Origin of the sequence: Halobacillus sp. SY10, from assembly GCF_045401165.1 — a bacterium.
Taxonomy (GTDB): Bacteria; Bacillota; Bacilli; order Bacillales; family Halobacillaceae; genus Halobacillus; species Halobacillus aidingensis.
The window spans coordinates 216794-239009 of record NZ_CP174345.1; the positions used below are offsets into that span (position 1 = coordinate 216794).

A 22216-nucleotide genomic window follows, 5' to 3' on the forward strand; every position below is an offset into this window, starting at 1 on the left:
CCATATATAATGAGTGAGGATAATGGCTATGAAGATCCAATTCGAAAATATAAAAAAACTTCATATCAAACATATTTACGGCCCCCTTCAACAAGAGGTGAGAACTCTTGCTTTTCATTCAAAAAGAGTCGAACCAGCAGCCGCTTTTTTTTGTTTGAAAGGGGAGAATTTTGATGGTCATGAATATATTGAAGAAGCCATCGGCCTGGGAGCTGCCACAATCATCGGCAGTGATGAAAAGGTGTTGGAGGAGCTTTCACAAATCTATGACCGTACAACTTTCTTACTTGTAGACAATGTCCGTTCCGTCATGTCTGTTTTTTCAAAGGATTTCTTCGGCTTTGCAGATGAAGAACTGAAAACCATTGGGGTAACAGGAACGAACGGCAAGACGACAGTCACAGCCTATATCCGGTCACTATTGACCTTGCTTGGCCTTCCGACTGGTTCGATTGGCACGACGGGGATATGGTCATCAAAACGGAAATTACAATATAAGAAAAGTACGCCAACAACGCCTGAATCCCTGGATCTACACCGGATTTTCCGTGACCTCAGAAACTTGGACGATGAAGGGGCAGTGATGGAGGTATCTTCCATTGCTCTCGATCAGTGCAGGGTGGAGGGCATTCAATATGATGTGGCTGTCCATACGAATTTTTCTGAAGAGCATTTGGAATACCACCGGACGATTGATCATTACAGGGAATGTAAAATGCGTTTGTTCAACCAGGCGAACCACCGTGTTGTCAATATCGATGATGAAGGAATGGCTCCTGAGCTGTTAGCGATGGGGAAGGATGGTCTTCTGACATACAGTATCGAAGGTCACCCACAGGCTGATTTGTCAGCAGAAAACATTGAGGTTATGAAAAAGGGGTCTCTGTTCGACCTCACCTATAAGGGAGACACGAAAAAAGTCTACGTTCCCGTCTATGGCACTTACAATGTCGCGAACGTACTGGCCGCGATCGCTACAGCATTTCATCTGAACTATTCTTGGGAGGAAGTGTTGGACGTGCTTCCAAATATGGAAGGGCCGGAAGGGCGATTCCAGGTCATTGATACGCCGCTGAAGCAAACAGTGATTTTAGATTACGCGCATACACCCGTAGCCTTGAACAGGTTGCTGGAGGAGGTCAAGAAGCTTGACCACAGACGTTTAATTGTCATGATTGCAGGCATTGGCATCCGGGATTTCAACAAAATGCCCAAGATGGCAAAAACGATTGAAGGAAAAGCGGATGAAGTGATCGTCACGGTCGATCACCCTGGCTATCATGACCCGCAATCCGTGGTCGATCAAGTGATGACTGGCTTTACTAATCCAAATGCTTCGAACATTCATCCAACACTCACGAGAGAAGAAGGTGTTCGTAAATCCATGCAGTTAGGTGAGGAAGGAGATATTATTCTTTTGACGAGTGGCTGCATCAACAATTCGCAAATCGTCAAAGGTGAAGAGATTCCTCACTCGGATGAAAAAATTATCGAGAGCTTTTACCCATCGGTCGCTCAATAAAACATCCAGTCTCGGTCCCCCTGAGACTGGATGTTTTTCTGTTAATCAAACGTTTGTTCAACGAAATGTTTGTACTCGCAAAAGTAATCCGGGACCTCTTCAGGATTCAGTCCGTTTGTCATCACGGCAGCGATGGATTGATTGTACCATTTCTGTGCATCGGGACCCGCGTTAAAGTTTTTCCAAACCTCGTTCCCATAGGTTTCGATGTCTTGTTGCAGAGAGCGTAAGTTATCCAGCTTGTCAGCTATAATCAACGCTTTCAATTCAAGCGAAGCTTCCCTGACGGTGTCGATTGTATGTTGTTTTCTTTCTTGCCATGACTTGTTTTTATCTTCCGTATGAGCAGCGACGAGATCTCTGATGTCCCTACCGAATTCACTTTCAATATCCTTGAGGGTGTAGCTGGTGTCTTCGACCACATCATGGAGGTAGCCGGCACAAATCAGCTCTTCACGGAATCCGGCCTGTTTTAAGAGATCCGCCACCCGGATAGGATGGACCACATAGTCTTCCGAAGCGTTTTTGCGCTTTTGCCCCTGATGGGCTTTGGCTGCGAATGCTTTCGCTTTTTCAATCATCGACTACACGCCCCTTTTTTTGTTCATCATAACAAATAAAGGGGCAGAATGATTGCAAAAAGTGATAAAGGTTGATTAAATAAGAATGGATATTATATAATTAATAGGTTTAATCAACAGGTTGAAGGGGATGCTTTGCAAATGGAAATGATTGAAGTACAAGGACAACCGCCTCACAACTCAGAGCCCGTCGTATTAATCATCGGGAAAATGGATGGTGTTCATTTAGGACATCAGTCTCTCCTCCAGGAGGCAGAAAGACTGGCGACAGAGGAAGATAAAATCGCTGTGTACGGTTTTTCTGATCACCCGAAATGGGTGCTGAGAGGCGATGAATCATTCAAATATTCACTATCGGCGATTGAAGATCGCCAAACCCGTTTGGAGCAATTCGGTGTCGATCGTTATTATCACGTCCATTTTACAAAAGAATATGCAAAGACATCTCCTGAAGAATTCGTGCTTCAGCACTTGAACCGGTTGAACGTCCGCCATGTGATCGTCGGTGAGGATTTCCGTTTCGGTAAAGGGAGAGGATCGGACGCTGAAGGACTGGCAGAGCTATGTCAGCAAATCGGTGCCGGTGTTTCGATCGTCCCGGGTGTCCAGCTTCACGACAGAAAAGTGAGCAGTACGGATATCCGAACGCATGTAACACAAGGACGGATGGAAGCGGCTCAGGCGATGCTTGGACGACCTTTTGAAATCACAGGGGTCGTGGAAAAAGGCGAGCAGCTTGGCAGACAATTAGGCTTTCCGACATTGAACGTCGGAGGAATTGATGAATATGTCAAAGTGAAGCCAGGGGTCTACCTCGGGCTCGTGAAAAAAGTTCAGGAAGCACCGGAATACTATTATACGTTGATTAGTGCCGGCTATCGTCCAACGGTCAATGGAGATTCGTATAAGGTCGAAGCTTACCTCTTGGATTTTTCCGGAGACTTGTACGACCAAAAAGTAACCGTCCAATTCCTGCGTCACATGCGCGATGAAGAGAATTTCGACGGGATGGATGCATTGATTGAACAAATGCATCAGGATGAAAAGAATGCACGCGCGATTTTAGGCTTATAAACGATACTGACATCTTAGAAAGGAGGAAGCACCATGGGAATCGTCGTTGTTGAAGTTTGTGATGGAAACTTGATCAATGAAATGGATATCGAAAGCATCATTGAATCCGAATACCCGGAAGTGGCGGTACTCATTAGTGAATGCCTATCCTTCTGCGGCATGTGTGCTCTCCGTCCGTACGCCCTTGTCAATAATCAGCGGGTATTTGGAAAAACACCCGAAGAAGCATTGCAGAAAATCCGTGCAAAAATCGAAGAAGAATTAGCGATTTACGCTGAATAAGGCAGGGGAAGACCATGGGGTTTTTTGATTCACTGATCAACAGCTTGCGTTTGCCGAAAAAGGAAGCGATGTTCCACTTAAACCGGAAAGGCATCACCCATACGATCGGTTATTTGTTCGTATTGCTTCTGCTCCTCTTTTCACCGGACATGATCGCATCGATCTTGTATTTAGAGACGAACCTGACAGAGGTATCACGAGGGATGTACATTGCGCAGTTTCTCGTTTTCTACCCTTTGCTGATCGTTTTTCTCATCCTTGTCGGAGTATCCATTCTTGCCGGCGGAAGTCTCCTCATGCGAAAAGTTCTTTCGCGGAAGCTTACGTACCAGCAGCTGTGGAAATTGACCGCCTATGCTTGTACACTGCCTTTGATTCTGAGCGTATTATTAAAATATTTGACCGTACCGAACGCCATCAGCGCCCTTATTTTTATGGCGATCTTTGTTTACTACATGTACCGGATGATTACGGTTTATCCAAAAGTACCAGCGAAACCTTGAGTTCTTGCAGGTACTTTTTCTATTTGCCTTTTTTATATGTTAGAATATTCATTATTTAATGAAAAGGTGGGGGATATGATGACGAGAGCGTTAGTTTTGCAATCAGATTTTGGAATCAGTGATGGAGCCGTAAGTGCCATGCATGGGGTGGCGCATTCTGTAGATCATCAATTGTCGATCTTCGATTTGACGCACGACATCCCACCTTTCAATATTTGGGAAGGATCCTACCGGCTGTGGCAGACGATGGCCTACTGGTCTGAGGGGACAGTATTCGTATCTGTCGTCGACCCTGGAGTAGGATCAACACGAAAAAGCATTGGTGTAAAAACAGGTTCCGGTCATTTTGTCATTACCCCGGATAATGGAACCTTGACCCATATCGCCCGCACGGAGGGCATCGTTGAAGTCAGGGAAATTGATGAAAAAGTGAACCGTCTGCCACGGTCAGGGGAGTCCTATACTTTTCACGGACGTGATATATATGCCTATACCGGGGCGCGTTTGGCTGCAGGGGTTATCACTTTTGAAGAAGTTGGACCTGCGCTTGATCCTGACTCGATTGAACGGATTTCTGTGAAAGAGCCTGCCGTCGATGAATCAACGGTCTCGGGTATCATTGACATCCTGGATATCCGTTTCGGCAACCTCTGGACGAACATACCCAGAGACTTTTTCAAGAAGATGGACATTGAATATGGTGATACTCTGAACGTTTCCATTTTGCATAATGGAGATGAGGTTTATCATAATTCTATGACTTTCGGCCGTTCGTTTGCAGATACTCATAAAGGCGAGCCACTCGTTTATGTGAACAGCCTCGATAATTTAGCGGTGGCCATCAACCAAGGGTCGTTTGCCAGGGCTTACAATATACGCACAGGATCGAATTGGATCATTCTTTTTGAAAAATGACTTCCCGCTTCTACGGGGAGTTTTTCTCTTGTCTATGAGCAGAATAAAAGCTTGTGAGGACTTGCTGTGCTACACTTATCCATGTAAAACCTTTACAAGAAAAGGAGAATGATCAATGAAGACAGTTACGCTACATAGCACCATTGAAATGCCTCAACTAGGCTTTGGTGTTTGGCAAGTCGAAGAAAAAGACGCGGTTCCAGCCGTTACAAAAGCGATTGAAACAGGCTACCGTTCGATTGATACAGCTGCGATTTATGGGAACGAAAAACAAGTCGGTGAAGCGATCCGCCAGAGTGGTGTAGCTCGTGACGAATTGTTCATTACGACAAAAGTCTGGAACACAGACCAAGGGTACGAAAACACATTGAAGGCTTTTGAAACGAGCCTTGATAAACTTGGGTTAGACTATGTGGACCTTTATTTGATCCACTGGCCGACACCAGAATATGATGAATACGTGGAAACATACAAAGCGCTTGAACAGCTGCAAAAAGACGGCAAAGTCAAAGCGATCGGCGTATGTAACTTCGATATCGATCACCTGCAGCGTCTGCTTGACGAGTGTGAAGTGAAGCCTGCGGTCAACCAGGTCGAGTGCCACCCATACTTGGCACAAAACGAGCTGAAAGACTTCTGCCGCGACAATGGCATTCTACTTGAAGCATGGAGCCCGCTGATGCAAGGGGGAGAAGTATTGAAAAACGATACGATCCAGTCCATCGCTGAAAAGCACAGCAAAACGCCAGCGCAAGTCATCATCCGCTGGCACCTGCAGAACGACACGGTTGTTATTCCGAAGTCTATCACGCCATCCCGCATCGAAGAAAACTTCGACGTGTTTGATTTTGACCTGACAGCTGACGACATGGCTGCCATCAACAAGTTGGACCGCGGTGAGCGTAAAGGCCCGAAACCATCTGAAATGAACGTACGATAAAATAGAGGAAGACTGCCCTTAGTTGGCAGTCTTTTTTTGTGGACAAAAGGGGGAGGATGAATTTTAATAGAGGAGAAAGGAGCGAATATATGATCATAAAACCCCGCGTTATCCCACCTGACATTAATCATCTGGAAATATTGCTGAAACGCCTCAAAGCTCACCATCCTGTTATTCCCCAAGTGGAAGAAATGCTCTCTACCAAACAAGCCGGCTGGAACGGCGAAAAATCCCTCGATTTTCACCTCGACTACTTGAAAGAACCTCATTCCATTCTTCACAACCTCCGCCTTCATGATGGCCATCACTTTTTCCAAATTGACACTTTAATCTTGTTTCCTACGTTCATTCTAATTATTGAAGCAAAGAATATGAAAGGTCAGATATCCATTCACCGCTCGAAGAAAGAAATGCGCCGCGACCTGGAAGGGTTTCAGGACCCCGTGGAGCAGGCGGAGCGGCAGAGAGATTTGCTAGAAGAGTGGTTACTGCGACATATGGGTCTTACCGTGCCCGTGGATTTCCTAGTTGTTTTTACAAATCGAAGGTGTACCCTCGAATTTGATTCATTTGACTCTCGTATCCATGAAAAAGTGATACGTGCCACATCGTTGGTTGGTGCGATTGAAAGGAAGAATGAGTTTTATCAGGAAGAAGTTCTGACTCGTGTTGAAATGATGCGTGTTGGGCATGCGTTTGCGGATGCTCATCAAGAGCTTGTCCCTGATTATATGAAGCGGTTCAATCTGAATCACTCTGATCTGCAGAAAGGTGTGAGGTGTCCGGAGTGTGGAAAGTATTTTATGAGAAGAGCGAAAAAAAGATGGATATGCACGGTCTGTGACCACCATTCTTATGATGCTCATGAACAAGCATTAAGAGAATATGCTGTGTTGGTATCGAAGATAATTAGTAATAAAGAAGCTCAGGATTTTTTAAGGATCACTTCCAGGTATGTTGTCTATCGGATTCTGTCTGCATATGCAGAAAGTACAACTGGAGGTGGGAAATATATCAAGTATCTCCTCTAGCGAAATAGCACATGTAACCTCTTGCCAGGTGGTTGGACTGAGATACGCACGCGAGAAGTGAGGAACGCACGCAAGAAGTGAGATACGCACGCAAGAAGCGAGGATCGCACGCAAGAAAGTGAGGAATGCTCGTAGGATAGCGTAAGAGAGCCACGCAGAACTCCACAAACCGACTCCTATGTTATTCCCACCAAATCTGGGGAACATAAAGGTATCAATTTTTTCGGTAAAGGAGCTTTTGTATGATCATCCGGTTCGGTTACGTATCGCATGCGCTCAATTTATGGGAAGCGACCCCGGCTAAAACGATGACATTTGCACGTTATAAAAAATTAGGCCATGAAGCAGCCATAAAGCAGCTTCACAAAATTGCGGAAATGAACTTGCAGCGCACTCGTCGGATCATCCACTACAACATTGCGAGGGAAATCCATTTGTACCGCTTTTCTTCATCGATCATTCCGCTTGCAACACATGATGAGGTGGAGTGGGATTATATCACGCCTTTTCGTCATCTTTTCGAGGAAATTGGCGAGCTGGTACGGGCGCATCATATGCGTACGAGTTTTCACCCGAACCAATTCACGCTTTTTACAAGTGACCGTCCTCATGTGACAGACAATGCCGTACAAGATATGGAGTATCACTATGCGATGCTTGAAGCGATGGGGCTTCACAATGAATCTCATATCAACTTGCATGTGGGAGGAGCGTATGGGGATAAAAAAGCAGCCGTGGCTCGTTTTCATGAAAATATAAATAAATTGCCGACTCCAATTAAACAGCAGATGACGCTTGAGAACGATGATAAAACCTATACGACAACGGAAACGCTCGATGTCTGCGAAAAAGAGGAGGTCCCCATGATGTTTGATTACCATCATTACATGGCCAATCACACGGAAGATGAACCGCTGTCTGAAATTCTGCCGCGCTTTTATAAAACGTGGGACAGGCTGGGTCTCCCACCGAAGATTCATATCTCTTCGCCAAAGTCGGAAAAGGCGTACAGGAGTCACGCCGGTTTTGTGGATGCGGATTTCATTCGTCCTCTCCTTAAAGAATTGAAGGCACTCGACACCCCTGTAGACTTTATGATTGAAGCGAAAGAAAAGGACCGTGCCCTTTTGAAGCTTGTCGAAGACTTCTCGAATATTCGTGGTGTGAAACGAGTAGGAGAGGCGACTTTGGACGTTTAGCTTTGCGTGCGCGCCCTCGAATCAAGTATATTGTTGGTAGTGAAAGGGGTGGAATGATGGATAAACAGACCCTCTTATCCGAAGTCAATTTGTTTGAAGAGTTAACAAAAGAAGAACTGATGGATGTAGATGCGATCAGTGAAATGAAAAAAGTAGGGAAGGGCGAAGTCATCCTTTCCCCTGAACATCCGGCTGAGCATTTATATATATTGAAAAAAGGACAAATCCGATTATATCGTACAAACCAGGAAGGGAAGCAGTTCACCCTGGACATTTTGAAAGACGGGAATCTATTTGGTGAAGCCTCTACGCTGACCCTGACGGATTATGAGATGTACGCGGAGGCGATGACAGATACATATGTTTGTTTGATGAGTCGGGAGGAGTTCGAACGATTTATGGAAAAGTACCCGAAGATCACCCTTCGTCTCGTTCAGTTGCTTTCGTCCAAGTTGAACGATTTTTACAGGAGAAGTGAGAAGATTGCGCTAGGTGAGGTACGGGAAAGAATTCTTTATCTGCTGCTAATGCTCAGTGAGAAAAGCGGCCGTCGTCATTATGGTTGGCAGACCGTTGAGATGAAATTGACCCACCAGGACATCGCGACCATGATCGGGGCGACGAGGGAAACAACAAGTGCAGAAATCAGTCGTTTAAAAAAGGAAGGCTATTTAAAAAAGGACCAAGTCTTATCCATTGATGCAGAAAAAGCAAAAACCCATCTCGGCTTAGTCATTACATAAGCCGAGGTGGGTTTTATTTTAATATCCGTTTGGCCTCCATGAAGCGCTGGATTCCTGTAAACAATTCCACAGCAAAGAATAACAGCGTTGACCAGAAAAGGAATGAAGGAAATAAGAGCATCACACTGAAGAGAACGAAGCCTTCTGTACGCTCCGCAAGTCCAGCCTGATAGTAAAAGGATTTAATTCCTGCTTTTTCAGACACGGCCCCTACGACTAAAAAGATCGTCATCGAAACGATGATGGAAACGCTGAGAAGGAGCAGCGGCCATAAAACCTCTGGATGGACATAAGCAATGGCGACGATCATTCCGATTTCAACAACTCGGTCGAATGTAATGTCCATTACGGTTCCGAAGGGCGATGTTTTTGTATTCCTGGCCATCGTCCCATCCACGGCGTCTAAAAATCCGGATAGCCACAAAAATACAACCGCTAAAATAGGAAATCCCAAAACGTAGAGTACACTTGTACCAACCCCGACAAACAAAGCGAGCACTGTAATTTCGTTTGCTGTACGTCCTTTTTCCAACAAATAAGAAGCGGTACGGTCTATGGATGGTTGAACGAATTTTCTTGCGTGCGTATCGAGCATAAAAAACACCTGCTTTAGCGAATAATAACAACGTCTTGTTACCACTTTACCCTATTTAATCTTCCTTTAGACGATAGCATACGTTCCGCGCAAATAGAATCACTCTGCTTTTAATGTAAGGCAGATTACATTGTTGAGCACATGAGGTTTGTAAAAAAAGAACAGGGTGTATAGTATTCCTGTAACCCACAACAAGGAGGTATCAGACATGTCAGAACATAAAGTAGCAATTACGAGTAAGTCCCAAGGGATGAAATCGGAAATCGAAGCTGGTAAGCATTCATTGACGATTGATGAGCCGAAACAAATGGGCGGGACAGATGAAGGTGCTGATCCACTTGCGACCATGTTAGGTTCGCTCGCAGGCTGTGAAACGGTGATTGCGAATATGGTGGCAAAGGAAATGAAGTTCGATCTTCAGAGCATTTCCTTTGATATTAATGGAACCTTGGATATGCGTGGTTTGATGGGAACGGCAGATGTAAAACCGTATTTTGATACGGTGAACATCAAAGCGGAAGTAGAAACTTCAGAGTCCCAGGATCGCATTGAAGAACTTCGGGAAACCGTAGACCAGCGCTGTCCTGTGTTCACAACGCTGAAAGCAGCGGGCGTTACTTTGAATGTAGACTGGCAGAAAGCCTAACAAATACGATGAGGCTCCTTAGGGGGCCTCTTTTTTTGTTAAGAGATTTCCATGGAAACGATGGAAAGAATTAATAATGAATCTCTCATTCCTCCTATGTTACTTTATTAGAGAACCAGATAAGGAGGTAGATTTTAAATGTTCAAAAAATTCTTGCTGACAGGAACAGCTGCAGTTAGTTTGCTTGCTTTCTCCTTCCCTGTCGAAAGTTTTGCACATGCCAATACTCACACCGTCCAAAAGGGCGATTCTATTTATAAAATTGCTATGGAACATGGCGTTTCTGCCCAGCAATTGCAGGCGATGAACAATAAGTCCAATGCAGAAATCCACCCTGGGGAGCAGTTGCAGCTTCCTGTTGCTCTTAATGAATCTGAAAAAGATTTACTCGCCCGTCTAGTAGAAGCAGAGGCTAAGGGTGAAAGCTACGCGGGTAAAGTTGCGGTGGCTACGGTTGTTTTGAATCGTGTAGATAGTGACCTTTTCCCAGATTCCTTGAAAGGCGTAATCTATGACGGCATTCAGTTCTCTCCTGTTCTGAATGGTACGATTAATCAGGCGGCAAGCGCTGAGTCCAAACGTGCGGTCAATGAAGCCATTGCTTATCAAGGGTATGACCGCGAGTCTCTATTTTTCTATAACCCTGATAAAGCTCAAAGTGACTATTTGAGCAGTAAAGAAGTGACCACAGTCATTGGCGACCACGTTTTCTTGAGATAATAAATTTTGAAAAGCACCTCATGCAGGTGCTTTTTTTGTAACTTTTTTTACGGAGTATCGTACTCATAAAGGAGCATGTCTACATAAGCAAAGGAGAGAGCTATGAGCAATCAAATGATTTATGGTATGGAAATGAACATTCATCAGAGGGATGAACATACGATCCAAGTTTATGTATTGAATGTGAAAGAAGGAAAAAAGCCCCATCATGTAACAACCATTGAGCATTCCTCAAAACACCCAGAACGCACGAAGGCCAATGGTGCTCCATACGCACGCGTTCATGACAATCTATTCCATGTACTTAAGGAACAATTGGTCAAAGAGGGGAAATGGGAAAAAGGAAAAGGAGATTCCTAGACAGGAATCTCCTTTTCTAATGCTATCGGTTTAACTCGCATCTTCTTCTTCATCAAACAGCTGGACTTTCCTTTTCTTCGTCCGTTTTTTGTACACACGGTTTACATAGTCATCCGTTAACGCAGCGATTTCCTTGTGCAAAAACAGTAAAGGAATGATGTTTGTGAGCAGGACGAAGGCTAAAATCAAGTCGAGGAACTGCCAGACGAATTGAAGTCCTCCAATCGCTCCTACGAATACGGCAACGATGTAGACAATACGCATGATTTTGGCCGCCCGTAAACCAAAGAGGTACTCCGCTTGTTTTTCACCATAAAAGACGAGGACACCGATGGTCGTAATGACAAAAAAGAGTAAAAATACCGTGATGAAACTGCCTCCGAACGCATCCCCGAATTCGGAACCGATGGCAACGTTAATCATATTCGATGCATCACTTCCACCTACTTCCTGCCAAGCACCCGTCACGAGGACGGTCAAACCGGATACAGTACAAATGACAATTGTATCTACGAAAACACTGAAGATTCCCCATAACGCTTGGCGGGACGGGTGGTCAGTTTTTGCTGCTGCATGGGCAATCGATGCTGTTCCAAGCCCCGCTTCGTTAGAGTAGAGGCCACGTGCAATTCCCCAGCGTAACGCTTGAGCGACGGCTGCCCCGGCAAACCCTCCAGTTGCCGAAATTGGTGTGAAAGCATGGGTGAAGATCAACCCGAATACGTTAGGGATTTGATCGATATTGGCAAAAATAACGTAAAAACAGACAGCTAGATAAATGAGCACCATGCCTGGTACCATCTTATCTGTGACCTTGGCAATTCGCTTGATTCCACCGAAAACAACGATGGCGATTGCCGCACACATGACCATCCCTGTAATTTCAACCGGCCATCCGAAGGCCCCCTCTGTTTGGGTAGCGATGGAGTTTGATTGCACCATCGTACTGGGGATTAATTCAATCATTAGGAAAAAGGCGAAGGCTGTTGAGACCCATTTCCATCCAAGGGCCTTTTTTATGTAATATTGAGGCCCGCCGACCCAAATGTTTTTGTCGTTCTTTTCCCTGTATTTCATGCCTAATAAAATTTCACTGTACTTTGTAGCCATTCCGATTAAAGCGACAAGCCACATCCAAAACAAAGCACCTGGTCCACCTAAAGAGATCGCGATAGGCACACCGACGATATTTGTTGCCCCTGCTGTAGAAGCTAAAGCTGAAGTGAAAGCCTGGAATGGGGTGATGGTTCCTTTCTTTTTTGTTTTCTTGAAAATTTGTCCGATGGTTTGGTGGAGGACATGTCCAAAAAAGCGGAATTGGAAAAACTTTATTCGGATGGTGAGGAAGATTCCACCCAGAATTAAAATAATCGCTAATGGATACGTCCATAAAAAGTCGGAAATCGTTGTGATCCCCTCTTTAATACTATTCCATAAATCTCCCAATGAAAGATCCCCTTTCGACAAACTGTAAGATACCCATATATTCCCTTTTCGTATAATGTTAAACCCATCAATTTTGAAATGAAGAAGGTGAGACTTAAGGGAAAAAGACGTACACTAGAAGAAAGATAGAGGAGGGGTCATGTGATTATTAGCGAAGAGAATTTTCAAAACCATTCCATGAGCAAGTTAATTAAAGGAGCAGTGGTGCCGCGTCCGATTGCCTGGGTTTCGACAGTAAGTCAGGATGGCATCCGCAATTTGGCTCCGTTCAGTTTCTTTACGGTAGCCTCCATGAGTCCGATTACGCTTTGTTTTTCTGTAGGAAGTGTGGACAAAGATAAAGATACACTGAAAAACATAAGAGAGACAAAACAGTTCATTATCAATGTCGTTTCGGAACCTCTGGCTAACCAGATGCATGAAAGCAGTAAAGAATATGACTCTAATGTCGATGAATTTGAGATGGCGGGGACAGAATTTGAAGAAGGCGATTTCGTTTCCGTGCCAAGGGTGAAACAGTCACCCGTTCACATGGAATGTGAGCTCGATCGGGTCATCGAAATCGGTGAAGGGAATCTAGTTTTAGGAAAGTTGGTTGGATACCACATTCAAGATGACGTTTACGAAGAAACAGACAAAGTGAATCCGCACAAACTGAAACCTGTCGGACGGATGGCCGGAGACTACAGCTACATCCGGGACTTCTTCCCACTCCCCAACGACCACCTACCCAAATGAAAAAAAGCCGCAGGACCTTTAGCAAAGGCCCTGCGGCTTTTTTACATTTACTGGTGTACCAGGTCATACATTATTTGGTAATTCACTCCACCCGTGGTTTGGTGGGGTCGCACGTGGGATATTCGCCATTTGTGGTTTCTGCCAATTTGTAAAGGTAGTAGCATTCTTCCCTTGCCATATGGTCAGCCATGAGGGTGGAGAATGTGCCGAGTATGACTTCATTCATTTCCATTTCCTCTAATTCTTTCAAGAACGTCCGGAAAATCTTCATTTCTAAATCGACTTCATCGTTGAACCGTTTCAGGGCAGGGAAGGAGTGCTGATTCGTTCTGAGGTATCCTTTCATTTCGACGGCTTTTATGTAGAACTGATCGAAATGTTTCCGGAACGTATCACTTTTTTCTTTGAGTCTCTTTTCCACCGCATCCATTTCATCATGAATGGCTCCAGCATGGCCTGAAGCATCCATCAACCACAGCATATGGTGGTGCAGCTCATGAAATAACGGAGGTACATCCCCTTTTCCTAAAAAACCAAGCACAAGCAAATATTCTTCTACTTCATTGACCATATGGTTGAGGAAGGTCGGGCTCAAATGGATCTTTACTTTTCCAAACAGGGAACGCTCGATCAAGTTGAGTTTAAATTTGTGAAACTTTCGGGCTTTTTCACCAACTTTCTTTGAAAAGTCGACCATGTCCTGAATGTTACCCTCACGTACTTTCGTTAAAAGATCATCCCATTGTGTGACATATTTCCGTGCTTGATTTAAAGTTTCCTCTTCGGAGGCGTACAAAGAATCCCGTATAAAACGTGCGTGGTCTCCTAGAATCTGTAACCAGAACAGATGCTCAAAATTCGCTTGTTCAGCATAGTTCTTCACGTTCATCACCCTTTTTTGTAGGTCATCCTTTCCATTCTATTCACTCATTGTTTTCTTCATGAAAGAGTCATGTTTCCCAAGGCAGAATTTGAGATTCTTTGGAAAAAATAAAAAAAGGGCTTCTCAAATGGAAGATCCTCCTATATACTACTGTACTAGAAGTAATAATACAGTTAATACAGATAGAACACACCGTTGGAGGTGGCTGGATGTTTGAGTTGGACGTCAGGAGCCGAAAGCCGATTTACGAGCAGCTCGTGGAAAAGCTGAAGCAACTGATTATTAATGACGTTCTGAAGGAAGATGAAAAACTGCCTTCTGTGAGGGAACTTGCCCAACAGTTGACAATCAATCCGAATACGATTCAGAAAGCATATCGGGAGTTAGAGTCGCAAGGGTATATCTACTCGTTGAAGGGGAAGGGCAGCTTCGTGCATCCTTCTGGAAAAGTCGACAATGAAGAGGAGTTGAAAAAAGTGAGAGAAGAGTTGAAGAAGCTGTTTGCGGAAGCGATTTATTTAGGGATGACTTCAGAAGAGATCGCAGCTCTTCTCCGTGAAGTTGAAGGGGGTCAGCAGGATGATTGAAGTCAATACGGTCAGCAAATCGTTTGATCGAACCAAGATTTTGAATGACGTTTCTTTTCGTGTGAATAAAGGATCCATCTATGGTCTTCTTGGTTCTAATGGTGCAGGGAAAACAACATTAATGAGAATTCTAACGGGTATTCTCAAACAGAATAATGGCCAGGTTCATATTTTGGAGGATGACGTGTTTGAGAACGAATCCGTTAAACAGAGGATGGTCTTCATCCCCGACAGTCTTTACTTTCTTCCCCAATACACCACCCGTCAAATGGCCGATTATAACCGGTCTATGTACGACAGTTGGAACGAAGAACGATATGAAAAATTAAAGAAAGTCTTCCAGCTGGATGAAAAAAAGAAAATCAGTCAGTTTTCCAAAGGGATGCAGCGTCAGGTCGCCTTTTGGTTGGCGATGTCGGCTATGCCTGATGTTTTGATTCTTGATGAGCCATTCGATGGACTCGATGCTGTTATGAGGCAGAAAGTCCGGAACTTGATCATTCAGGATGTGGCTGAACGGGAGATGACGGTATTAATTTCTTCCCATAACTTGAGGGAAGTCGAAGACATCTGTGATCATGTCGGAATCCTACATAAAGGGGAAATCCTTCTTGAACGTGATTTGGATGATTTAAAAGCCGATGTTCATAAAATCCAGGTCGCTTTCAATGACGATTCCTTTCAGCCGGAGGAAGCGAATCTGGATATTCTTCACAAAGAAAAGCGTGGCAGTGTCTGGCTGCTGATTGTCCGCGGAAGTGAAGCTGACATATCAGCTGAAATCAAAGAGCACCGGCCTCTCGTATATGACAGGCTTCCACTTACGCTTGAGGAGATCTTTATTTATGAAATGGGAGGTGTCGGGTATGCGTTCGAAAACATCCTCGTTTAATAAAGAGATCATCAAGCAGGATTTCCGAAATGTCGGATGGGTCAGTATCGTTTACTTTTTAGGATTGTTCTTCATTGTACCGATGCAATTATTCATGGAATTCGGTAGAGATGAACCTCGTATCACAGATGATCGTGGGTTATTTGGCGGTATATTTGCTTATGAGCTTCAGTCCCTATTATTAATTGTGATGCCTGTGCTGATGGCGGTGTTTTTATTCCGTTACCTGCATGTCAAAGGAGCTTCAGATTTTGCTCACAGTTTTCCAATGAAGAGAGGGAAACTATTTCACCACCATATTCTCTCAGGCATGATTCTATTAATCTTGCCGATTTTACTGAACTATTTGGTTCTCGTTATTACGGCTGGAGTAACGGATGTCACAGAGTACTATACTTTGGCAAATGCTAGTTACTGGCTGTGGCTGTTTACGACGATGACCCTTCTTATTTTTGCGGCAGGCATTTTTGTCGGAACTTTAACCGGAATATCCGCTGTGCAAGGAGTTTTGACTTTCATTCTACTATTTTTACCTGTGGGGTTATATGGGTTGATTGCTTTTCACCTAACCTCTTATATCAAAGGGTATTCAGGTGACATGGTGTTGGACCGTTCCGTTCAGTATTTTTCACCACTTGTGGACCTTTTAGAATATCGGAGCTATGGTCCGGAGGAGGTAAGTGTCCCTGTAGAGGTTCTATCCCTATTCATTTATGGGGGCATAGCCATTCTCTTTTACGTGGCTTCCGTGTGGCTGTATAAAAAACGTCCTCTGGAAGCGGCAGGCCGTGCGTTAGCGGTAAGCGCCCTGAACCCGGTTTTCAAACTGGGGGTAACCTTCTGCTTCGCTTTGTTTGGAGGTATGTATTTCAGTGTTGCCCAAAATACTTATAGTTGGATGATCACGGGTTATGTCATTGGCGGAACGTTCGGTTTTGCCGCAGCTACCATGCTGCTTGAAAAAACTTGGAGAGTTTTCAACTTGAAAAACTTAAAGGGGTGGCTGGGTTATGGTGTGGCTGCTGGTGTATTGATTGCTGCTATTCCACTCCTTTGGCAGAATTATGAATCCTATGTCCCTGAACAGAATGAAGTAGAAAAGGTCTATATCAGTAGTGGATATTGGGAATATCAACAACTTGCTGATCACGATATGAAAGTTCCTTACATTACTTCTGAAGCGGCAATACAATCTGCGATAAACCTTCATGAGAAGCTAATCAATGTGAGTAACCCTTTAAAGAAAGGGGAAGATTATTTCTTCTTTGTCTATCAAATGGAGGACGGAAGTGAGATCTATCGCCAGTATCGTATAGATGAAAAAAAAGTGAGGGATGAGAAGAAATCTGTTTATGAAACACAAGAATACAAAAGTATTCAATATCCTGTGCTTGCATTGGATGTTTCTGAAATTAATCAATTGTTGATGCACCCTTATTCAGGTCAGGTCGGAAAGGATTTATACGATCCGGAGAAAATCTCTGCATTTATGGAAGTGTTAAAACAGGACCTTGAACAACTTTCATATGACGAAATGGTTACACCAAAAGGATTGGATACAGGGGTTACCTTTACCGTGAATGGTACACGTGAGAATCCATATTATGTTCGCCTTTACCCATCCTATGAAAATACGATGGAGTGGTTGAAAGAAGAGGGCATGTACGAACAAGTGATGACCCAGGCCGAAGACGTACAGCGTGCTGAAGTCTACAGCTGGCCTCAAAGTCTAGACGATCGATATAGCAGACCTCGATTTGTGTTTGAACGATTAAGAGGAGATGACATTGAACCTCTTGAAGTTACAAAGAATGCGCAAATCGAAACGCTCTTCGAAGGAAAAGCAAATAAAGAAGAGGGAGCTTATCTTGTAGCTTTTTATTTCGATAAAAACGACCCTGAACCTTACGAGGTCCTAAGTTTCGATGAAGGTGACGCGCCGAACTTTATAAAGGAACACTTCGAATAAAGGGAGAGATACAGGAAGATGGACTTTTGTGAGATGTATGAACAATATTATCATCGTGTCTATTACACAGCTTTAAAAGTGACAAAGAACCCTAGTTCAGCCGAGGATATCCTTCAAGAAACCTTTATAAAAGCGTACAATAAACTCGATGAAGTCCGTGAAGAAGGGAAGGTGGGAGCATGGCTTTCCACCATCGCCCACCGGAAAGCGATTGACCTTCTGCGCAAAGAAAAGAAGGCGGTCCTTTTGCCGATAGAGGAAATGCCGGTACCTCAACCTTTCTACGAGAATGCTGCATCTGATGTCGAACATATATGTGAATGCCGTCATCTTGAAGAAGACATCAAGAAGCGGATCAGCACATTGTCCCCTAAGCTTCGTGCGGTGTTTCAATTAAGTTACGATAAACAACTGCAAGAAAAGGAAATCGCGCAAACGCTTCATATCACACAAGCGGCCGTTAAATCACGCCTTCACCGGGCAAGGCAGGCCATGAAAGGGAAGCTGGGAGAAGTAATACACCATTACTCTACGGCATAGTTCAAAAGCAGGACCTCAAATCGGAGGTTCTGCTTTTTTTATCGGTGGATGTTATATTTTTTTGTATGAGGAGATAGAAAGAAGGAGGTGAATGATATGAGAAATACGTATCTTTGGTGTTTGATCATTTTACTGTTCATATTGACGGGGTGTACAAATAAACAACAGTCCCTGCCATTACCTGAGAGGGAAGGGGACATCCACTTTCAGGCCTTTGTCGAGGAAGTGCCGACTGAAGGAGAGTCGGATCCAGAATATGAACGGATGTATGATCTTGTAGCCAAAATGCAAGCGAATGAAGCGATCGACCTTACTCAGGTGGACGTTCAAGTGAAAAAAGAAGCCCCTATACAAGCGCATGGAGAAGAAATTGTTCGTTTCCCGACCTATTTCATTTTAAATCGAGAAGGAATTGTGTTGAAGACGACGAACTTGGATGAAGTAGCAGAATATATAGATCGTGCAGGCGCACCAGATTAAATTAAATAGAAAGGGGGGGGGGAGATCGTGACCATTCTATCTTTTCTCGCTATTTTAGGGGTAGGGATTGGAGCAGGCTTTATTAACGTCATCGCAGGTGGAGGGTCTCTTTTAACACTGCCTATACTCATTTTCTTCGGACTGCCTTCCGCCGTAGCCAATGGTACCAACCGAATTGCGTTGATGGCACAGAATATTGTCGCTATCGCCTCTTATCGTAAAGACGGCTATTTTGATGGCAAGTTCAGTCTCCTATTAGCGATCCCGGCTCTCATCGGTTCGATCGTTGGTGCACAAATTGCGGTGAATATCCCGGATGATCTATTCAATCGTATTCTATCCATTGTCATGATTGTGGTTTTAGTGATCATGATATGGAAACCTCACAAAAACCTGTCCGCGGCAACGGCAAGCGGCCAGAACTCTCGGATGAAAAACATAGGTTTGGTTCTTATCTTCTTTTTTATAGGCATCTATGGAGGGTTCATCCAAGCAGGTGTAGGCTTTGTGATCATAGCAGCGCTGACCTTAGTGACTGGCATGTCTTTAGTGAAGATTAATAGCATCAAAGTTTTTGTCGTTGCCGTTTATACATTGTCGGCCTTGGTGGTTTTCGTCGTCAATGACCAAATTCATTGGGGGTATGGAATTACGCTGGCCATCGGTACGAGCCTCGGTGCTTTTTTAGGCAGCAAATTTGCGGTCAAGCATGGGGACAAGTGGATCCAAAGGTTCCTTATCGTCGCCGTCATTGCCATGGCGATCAGGCTATTCTTCTTTACATAAAACCGGTCTGCTAAAAGTTTTTCTGCAAAATGACAAGATTGCGGGAGACATCGTTTAGAGGCTTCTATAATAAGAGGGATTCCCACTCCAACTAGCGAATAGTTAAGTATCACTGTCAGAGAGTGAAGAATGGTGCTTAGTAAAGTAGGTCAAATTATGTTGTATGTGAACGACCAGGATGAAGCCGTAAATTTTTGGACAGAGAAATTAGGGTTCGTAGTAATTTCTGAAGAAAATAACGGGGAAGGAATGAGATGGATTGAGGTTGCTCCAGACGAGGGAGTGGAAACAACTATTGTCCTTCACAATAAAGAAGTGGTTGCAAAAATGTCTCCAGACCTCAACCTTGATCCACCTTCCTTAATGTTTTTTACGGATCATTTTGAGCAGCTTCATCGTGATTTGTTAAACAGAAAAGTGACCGTAGGAGAAATTGTTCATATGCCGACGGGCAGAGTATTTAACTTTGCGGACAATGAAGATCAGTATTTTGCTGTTATGGAAAATAAGTAATATGGGATTTTAAATGAATCATAGAGGAATTGAAAAAAGACCAGAGTATTCTGGTCTTTTTTAGATTATAAAGCTGGTGTTGGTGTTGGTTCTGCGTAGCCGTTTTCGTACGTAGAATCAATCTTTTCGCGAATCTCTTTTATTGATTTACCATCCTGATAATCGATGATGGACTGTGCAGCAATCTCCATACAAACGCCGCATTTTGTGCCGTGATCGTCCCAAACGATGCTGCCATCTTCATTGGTTTTGTTTACAAAGCAGTCATAATTGTCCCGATGCCCTACACTGTCGCCGCATCCGCAGTAGCAAGGGATGTTCTCCAGCAATTCTTTACTCTGGGCGGCAGCCATATAGATGTCGTGCATTTCCTGTGGTTTTTCATCCATGAATGATGGAAGTGTCTTCACAGATGCTGTCTCTTCTCTAATATCGCCATTGACGTGTTCGATATGGGCTTCCTCTTCGGATTCGGAAGAGCACCCGGCAAGGACGGTACCGATCAAAAGCGTAAGGATAAGGAATAATGATTTTTTCATAAAAAGGCACCCTCTTCATATTGATAGTTTTATCATAAAGAGGGTGGCATGAAGTTTCAATGCTTTTCCATAAAGTTCGTTCATCAGTCACATTTATTTTCCGAACGAAGATAGGAATTTCACGCGGTCGCCCATAGGAGGGACGTTATCATCAACGAGTGATACCTCTAAGACAGCTGGACCTTCTGCGTTTAGAATGGCTGATAAGTTCTCATCATTGAGATCTTCCATGGATTCAATACGCGCATTTGGCACGCCGAGGGATGCAGCCATCTGGGAGATATTGACTTCTTCCTGTCCAAAGCGCTCATGTGCGCGTTTGTATTGAAGCGTATGCCCATGATGGACCATGCCGAGTCTGGAGTTATTCATGACGATAAATAAAACAGGGATGTCGTATTCTTTCGCTGTCAGAAGTTCCATGCCGTGCATGAAGAAACAGCCGTCCCCCGTAATGCTTACGGTTGGACGTTCTGGGTCAGCAAGTTTTGCTCCAATGGCACTTCCGATTCCGCTTCCCATCGCTCCGAAGTGGACATTGATATCAAAGGAATCTTCACTTTTTACACCCATGTAGTGGACGACGTAAGCCATAAATTCACCGATGTCGATTGTGAAACGAGTATCGGCAGGAAGCTTTTCCTGCAAGGACCATAAGACGTTTTGTGAGTTGAACTCTTCGGTCACATCTGGAACGGCAGAATCCATAGCCGGGAAGGGTGCCCGTTTAACACCTAACCCGTTCAATGCTGTGATTAAAGAGGATACCGTTACATCGATGTCTCCATGAAGCGGATGGTCCACGGGATATTTCCTGTTGAAAACGGTCGCGTCATAATCGACTTGAATAAGTGTCCGGTTCTTCGTAATATTTGGGTTCCAATTGTTTGTGGCTGTTTCCCCAAGACTTGAGCCAAGCACAAGTACGGTTTCTTCACTTCCATGATTGATCAGGTCAGAAGCCTCTTCATGTCCGGCAAAACCGAAGATTCCTCTCTTCAAAGGGTGATGGTCGGGAATGAACCCTTTGGCTTGAGGACTTGTGACAATCGGCCAGTTCAATGTTTCGGCAAGTTCAAGAACATCATCTACTGCCCCACGAATCCCTTGTCCTACGAATAGGAAGCCACTTTCACTTGATGCGAGCGTTTTGGCTGTTTCTAAGACCACCTCATCCGTTGGAAGCAATGGCGTTCGTTGGGGGAACGTCGGAATGGCTGGTTCCAGAATGTCTGTCAATTGAACATCAATCGGCATGGCGATGTGGACGGGACCGGGGACTCCTGTCATAGCGATCTCCACGGCTTTGTGAATTTCGGGAAGCAGGTCTTCTGCACGGTCGACTCTCTGACTGTATTTCGTGACAGAGTGGTAAAGCGGGTCGGCATGTAACTCTTGAGAAGCGTTCAAACCGACAGTGTCTACAGGAACCGCTCCTGTTAAAAATAGTACAGGGAGGTGTTCACGCATGGCATTCGCTGCCCCTGTCACAAGGTTTGTTCCTCCAGGGCCGCTGCTTCCAATACATACACCGAGGGAGTCCGAATACTTTGCGTAAGCAGCTGCCATATAAGACGCGGCCCCTTCATGTTTGGTAACAATTGGTGTGATCGAAGGAGTATCGTAAAGTTCATCAAAGAAAGCATTCACAGATCCTGCCGGTATTCCGAAAATATAAGATACCTCACCAGCAACCAAGTAATCCAACACAGCACGAACAGATTTCATAGCC

General features: G+C 44.4%; 26 protein-coding genes. 20 read left to right on the plus strand and 6 right to left on the minus strand.

The features are described from left to right. Positions 1-28 precede the first annotated feature (28 nt). The gene (locus ACJA3J_RS01225; RefSeq protein ID WP_089652945.1) at positions 29-1522 is read left to right on the plus strand and encodes a UDP-N-acetylmuramoyl-L-alanyl-D-glutamate--2,6-diaminopimelate ligase; all 1494 of its coding nucleotides are present in this window, start codon (positions 29-31) and stop codon (positions 1520-1522) included. Positions 1523-1563: 41 nt separating this feature from the next. Here ACJA3J_RS01225 and ACJA3J_RS01230 read toward each other — a convergent pair whose 3' ends face one another. Then, the gene (locus ACJA3J_RS01230) at positions 1564-2103 is read right to left on the minus strand and encodes an HD domain-containing protein (protein ID WP_089652899.1); all 540 of its coding nucleotides are present in this window, start codon (positions 2101-2103) and stop codon (positions 1564-1566) included. A gap of 141 nt (positions 2104-2244) precedes the next feature. On the opposite strand from ACJA3J_RS01230, the gene ACJA3J_RS01235 reads away from it, so the two are divergent. The 8 genes from ACJA3J_RS01235 to ACJA3J_RS01270 all read left to right on the plus strand — a co-directional run bounded on the left by ACJA3J_RS01235 (position 2245) and on the right by ACJA3J_RS01270 (position 8790). Beyond that, positions 2245-3177, plus strand: coding sequence for a bifunctional riboflavin kinase/FAD synthetase (locus tag ACJA3J_RS01235; RefSeq protein ID WP_406945300.1), 933 nt, complete (start codon positions 2245-2247; stop codon positions 3175-3177). Positions 3178-3210: 33 nt separating this feature from the next. Beyond that, entirely contained in the window at positions 3211-3459 is a 249-nt protein-coding gene (locus ACJA3J_RS01240) for a DUF1450 domain-containing protein (protein ID WP_089652897.1), read from the plus strand. Between the two features lie 14 nt (positions 3460-3473). Beyond that, a complete protein-coding gene (locus ACJA3J_RS01245) occupies positions 3474-3962 on the plus strand; it encodes a DUF1189 family protein (protein WP_406945301.1) in 489 nt (162 codons plus the stop codon). Between the two features lie 75 nt (positions 3963-4037). After that, the gene (locus ACJA3J_RS01250) at positions 4038-4877 is read left to right on the plus strand and encodes an S-adenosyl-l-methionine hydroxide adenosyltransferase family protein (protein WP_208599176.1); all 840 of its coding nucleotides are present in this window, start codon (positions 4038-4040) and stop codon (positions 4875-4877) included. Positions 4878-4992: 115 nt separating this feature from the next. Next, positions 4993-5817 (plus strand): aldo/keto reductase, encoded by an 825-nt coding sequence (locus ACJA3J_RS01255; protein WP_089652894.1) that lies wholly within the window; start codon positions 4993-4995, stop codon positions 5815-5817. Positions 5818-5906: 89 nt separating this feature from the next. Beyond that, positions 5907-6848 carry a nuclease-related domain-containing protein gene (locus ACJA3J_RS01260; protein ID WP_406945302.1) on the plus strand — a complete coding sequence of 314 codons (942 nt, stop codon included), beginning with the start codon at positions 5907-5909 and terminating at the stop codon, positions 6846-6848. Between the two features lie 242 nt (positions 6849-7090). After that, on the plus strand, positions 7091-8047 hold the full coding sequence (gene uvsE / locus ACJA3J_RS01265) for a UV DNA damage repair endonuclease UvsE (RefSeq protein WP_089652892.1): 957 nt from the start codon (positions 7091-7093) through the stop codon (positions 8045-8047). Between the two features lie 56 nt (positions 8048-8103). Further along, on the plus strand, positions 8104-8790 hold the full coding sequence (locus ACJA3J_RS01270) for a Crp/Fnr family transcriptional regulator (protein WP_089652891.1): 687 nt from the start codon (positions 8104-8106) through the stop codon (positions 8788-8790). Positions 8791-8803: 13 nt separating this feature from the next. Here the strand turns inward: ACJA3J_RS01270 and ACJA3J_RS01275 are convergent, their stop codons facing one another. Beyond that, entirely contained in the window at positions 8804-9385 is a 582-nt protein-coding gene (locus ACJA3J_RS01275) for a CDP-alcohol phosphatidyltransferase family protein (RefSeq protein ID WP_089652890.1), read from the minus strand. Between the two features lie 208 nt (positions 9386-9593). On the opposite strand from ACJA3J_RS01275, the gene ACJA3J_RS01280 reads away from it, so the two are divergent. From ACJA3J_RS01280 to ACJA3J_RS01290, 3 genes are all read left to right on the plus strand, one after another. Further along, positions 9594-10031 (plus strand): OsmC family protein, encoded by a 438-nt coding sequence (locus tag ACJA3J_RS01280; RefSeq protein ID WP_089652889.1) that lies wholly within the window; start codon positions 9594-9596, stop codon positions 10029-10031. Positions 10032-10169: 138 nt separating this feature from the next. Next, a complete protein-coding gene (locus ACJA3J_RS01285) occupies positions 10170-10751 on the plus strand; it encodes a cell wall hydrolase (RefSeq protein WP_406945303.1) in 582 nt (193 codons plus the stop codon). Between the two features lie 102 nt (positions 10752-10853). Continuing rightward, complete coding sequence (locus ACJA3J_RS01290; protein WP_160917453.1) at positions 10854-11111, plus strand: hypothetical protein; 258 nt, start codon at positions 10854-10856, stop codon at positions 11109-11111. A 30-nt stretch (positions 11112-11141) separates the two neighbouring features. Here the strand turns inward: ACJA3J_RS01290 and ACJA3J_RS01295 are convergent, their stop codons facing one another. Beyond that, the gene (locus ACJA3J_RS01295) at positions 11142-12557 is read right to left on the minus strand and encodes a sodium:alanine symporter family protein (protein ID WP_089652886.1); all 1416 of its coding nucleotides are present in this window, start codon (positions 12555-12557) and stop codon (positions 11142-11144) included. Positions 12558-12698: 141 nt separating this feature from the next. Between ACJA3J_RS01295 and ACJA3J_RS01300 the strand changes: the two genes are divergently transcribed. Continuing rightward, a complete protein-coding gene (locus tag ACJA3J_RS01300; RefSeq protein ID WP_181898525.1) occupies positions 12699-13295 on the plus strand; it encodes a flavin reductase family protein in 597 nt (198 codons plus the stop codon). A gap of 82 nt (positions 13296-13377) precedes the next feature. Here ACJA3J_RS01300 and ACJA3J_RS01305 read toward each other — a convergent pair whose 3' ends face one another. Then, positions 13378-14178, minus strand: a complete 801-nt coding sequence (locus ACJA3J_RS01305) for a DUF2935 domain-containing protein (RefSeq protein WP_406945304.1) — start codon at positions 14176-14178, stop codon at positions 13378-13380. 209 nt (positions 14179-14387) lie between these two features. Between ACJA3J_RS01305 and ACJA3J_RS01310 the strand changes: the two genes are divergently transcribed. The 7 genes from ACJA3J_RS01310 (at position 14388) to ACJA3J_RS01340 (ending at position 19945) form a co-directional block, all read left to right on the plus strand. Next, positions 14388-14765, plus strand: coding sequence for a GntR family transcriptional regulator (locus ACJA3J_RS01310; RefSeq protein WP_089652885.1), 378 nt, complete (start codon positions 14388-14390; stop codon positions 14763-14765). Then, positions 14758-15657: an ABC transporter ATP-binding protein gene (locus ACJA3J_RS01315; RefSeq protein WP_115893275.1), complete on the plus strand. Its 900-nt coding sequence runs from the start codon at positions 14758-14760 to the stop codon at positions 15655-15657. Before ACJA3J_RS01310 ends, ACJA3J_RS01315 begins: the two co-directional genes overlap by 8 nt. Continuing rightward, positions 15632-17626: a DUF6449 domain-containing protein gene (locus tag ACJA3J_RS01320; RefSeq protein WP_406945305.1), complete on the plus strand. Its 1995-nt coding sequence runs from the start codon at positions 15632-15634 to the stop codon at positions 17624-17626. Before ACJA3J_RS01315 ends, ACJA3J_RS01320 begins: the two co-directional genes overlap by 26 nt. Positions 17627-17644: 18 nt before the next feature. After that, entirely contained in the window at positions 17645-18166 is a 522-nt protein-coding gene (locus tag ACJA3J_RS01325) for an RNA polymerase sigma factor (RefSeq protein WP_089652882.1), read from the plus strand. A gap of 96 nt (positions 18167-18262) precedes the next feature. Continuing rightward, positions 18263-18646, plus strand: a complete 384-nt coding sequence (locus ACJA3J_RS01330; RefSeq protein ID WP_115893278.1) for a hypothetical protein — start codon at positions 18263-18265, stop codon at positions 18644-18646. A 27-nt stretch (positions 18647-18673) separates the two neighbouring features. Further along, a complete protein-coding gene (locus ACJA3J_RS01335; protein WP_406945306.1) occupies positions 18674-19432 on the plus strand; it encodes a sulfite exporter TauE/SafE family protein in 759 nt (252 codons plus the stop codon). A gap of 132 nt (positions 19433-19564) precedes the next feature. Next, positions 19565-19945, plus strand: coding sequence for a VOC family protein (locus ACJA3J_RS01340; RefSeq protein ID WP_089652942.1), 381 nt, complete (start codon positions 19565-19567; stop codon positions 19943-19945). A 65-nt stretch (positions 19946-20010) separates the two neighbouring features. On the opposite strand, the gene ACJA3J_RS01345 is transcribed toward ACJA3J_RS01340, so the two are convergent. Continuing rightward, positions 20011-20484: a PCYCGC motif-containing (lipo)protein gene (locus ACJA3J_RS01345; protein WP_115893280.1), complete on the minus strand. Its 474-nt coding sequence runs from the start codon at positions 20482-20484 to the stop codon at positions 20011-20013. A 93-nt stretch (positions 20485-20577) separates the two neighbouring features. Further along, entirely contained in the window at positions 20578-22212 is a 1635-nt protein-coding gene (locus ACJA3J_RS01350; protein ID WP_115893281.1) for a thiamine pyrophosphate-binding protein, read from the minus strand. Positions 22213-22216: the final 4 nt, after the last annotated feature.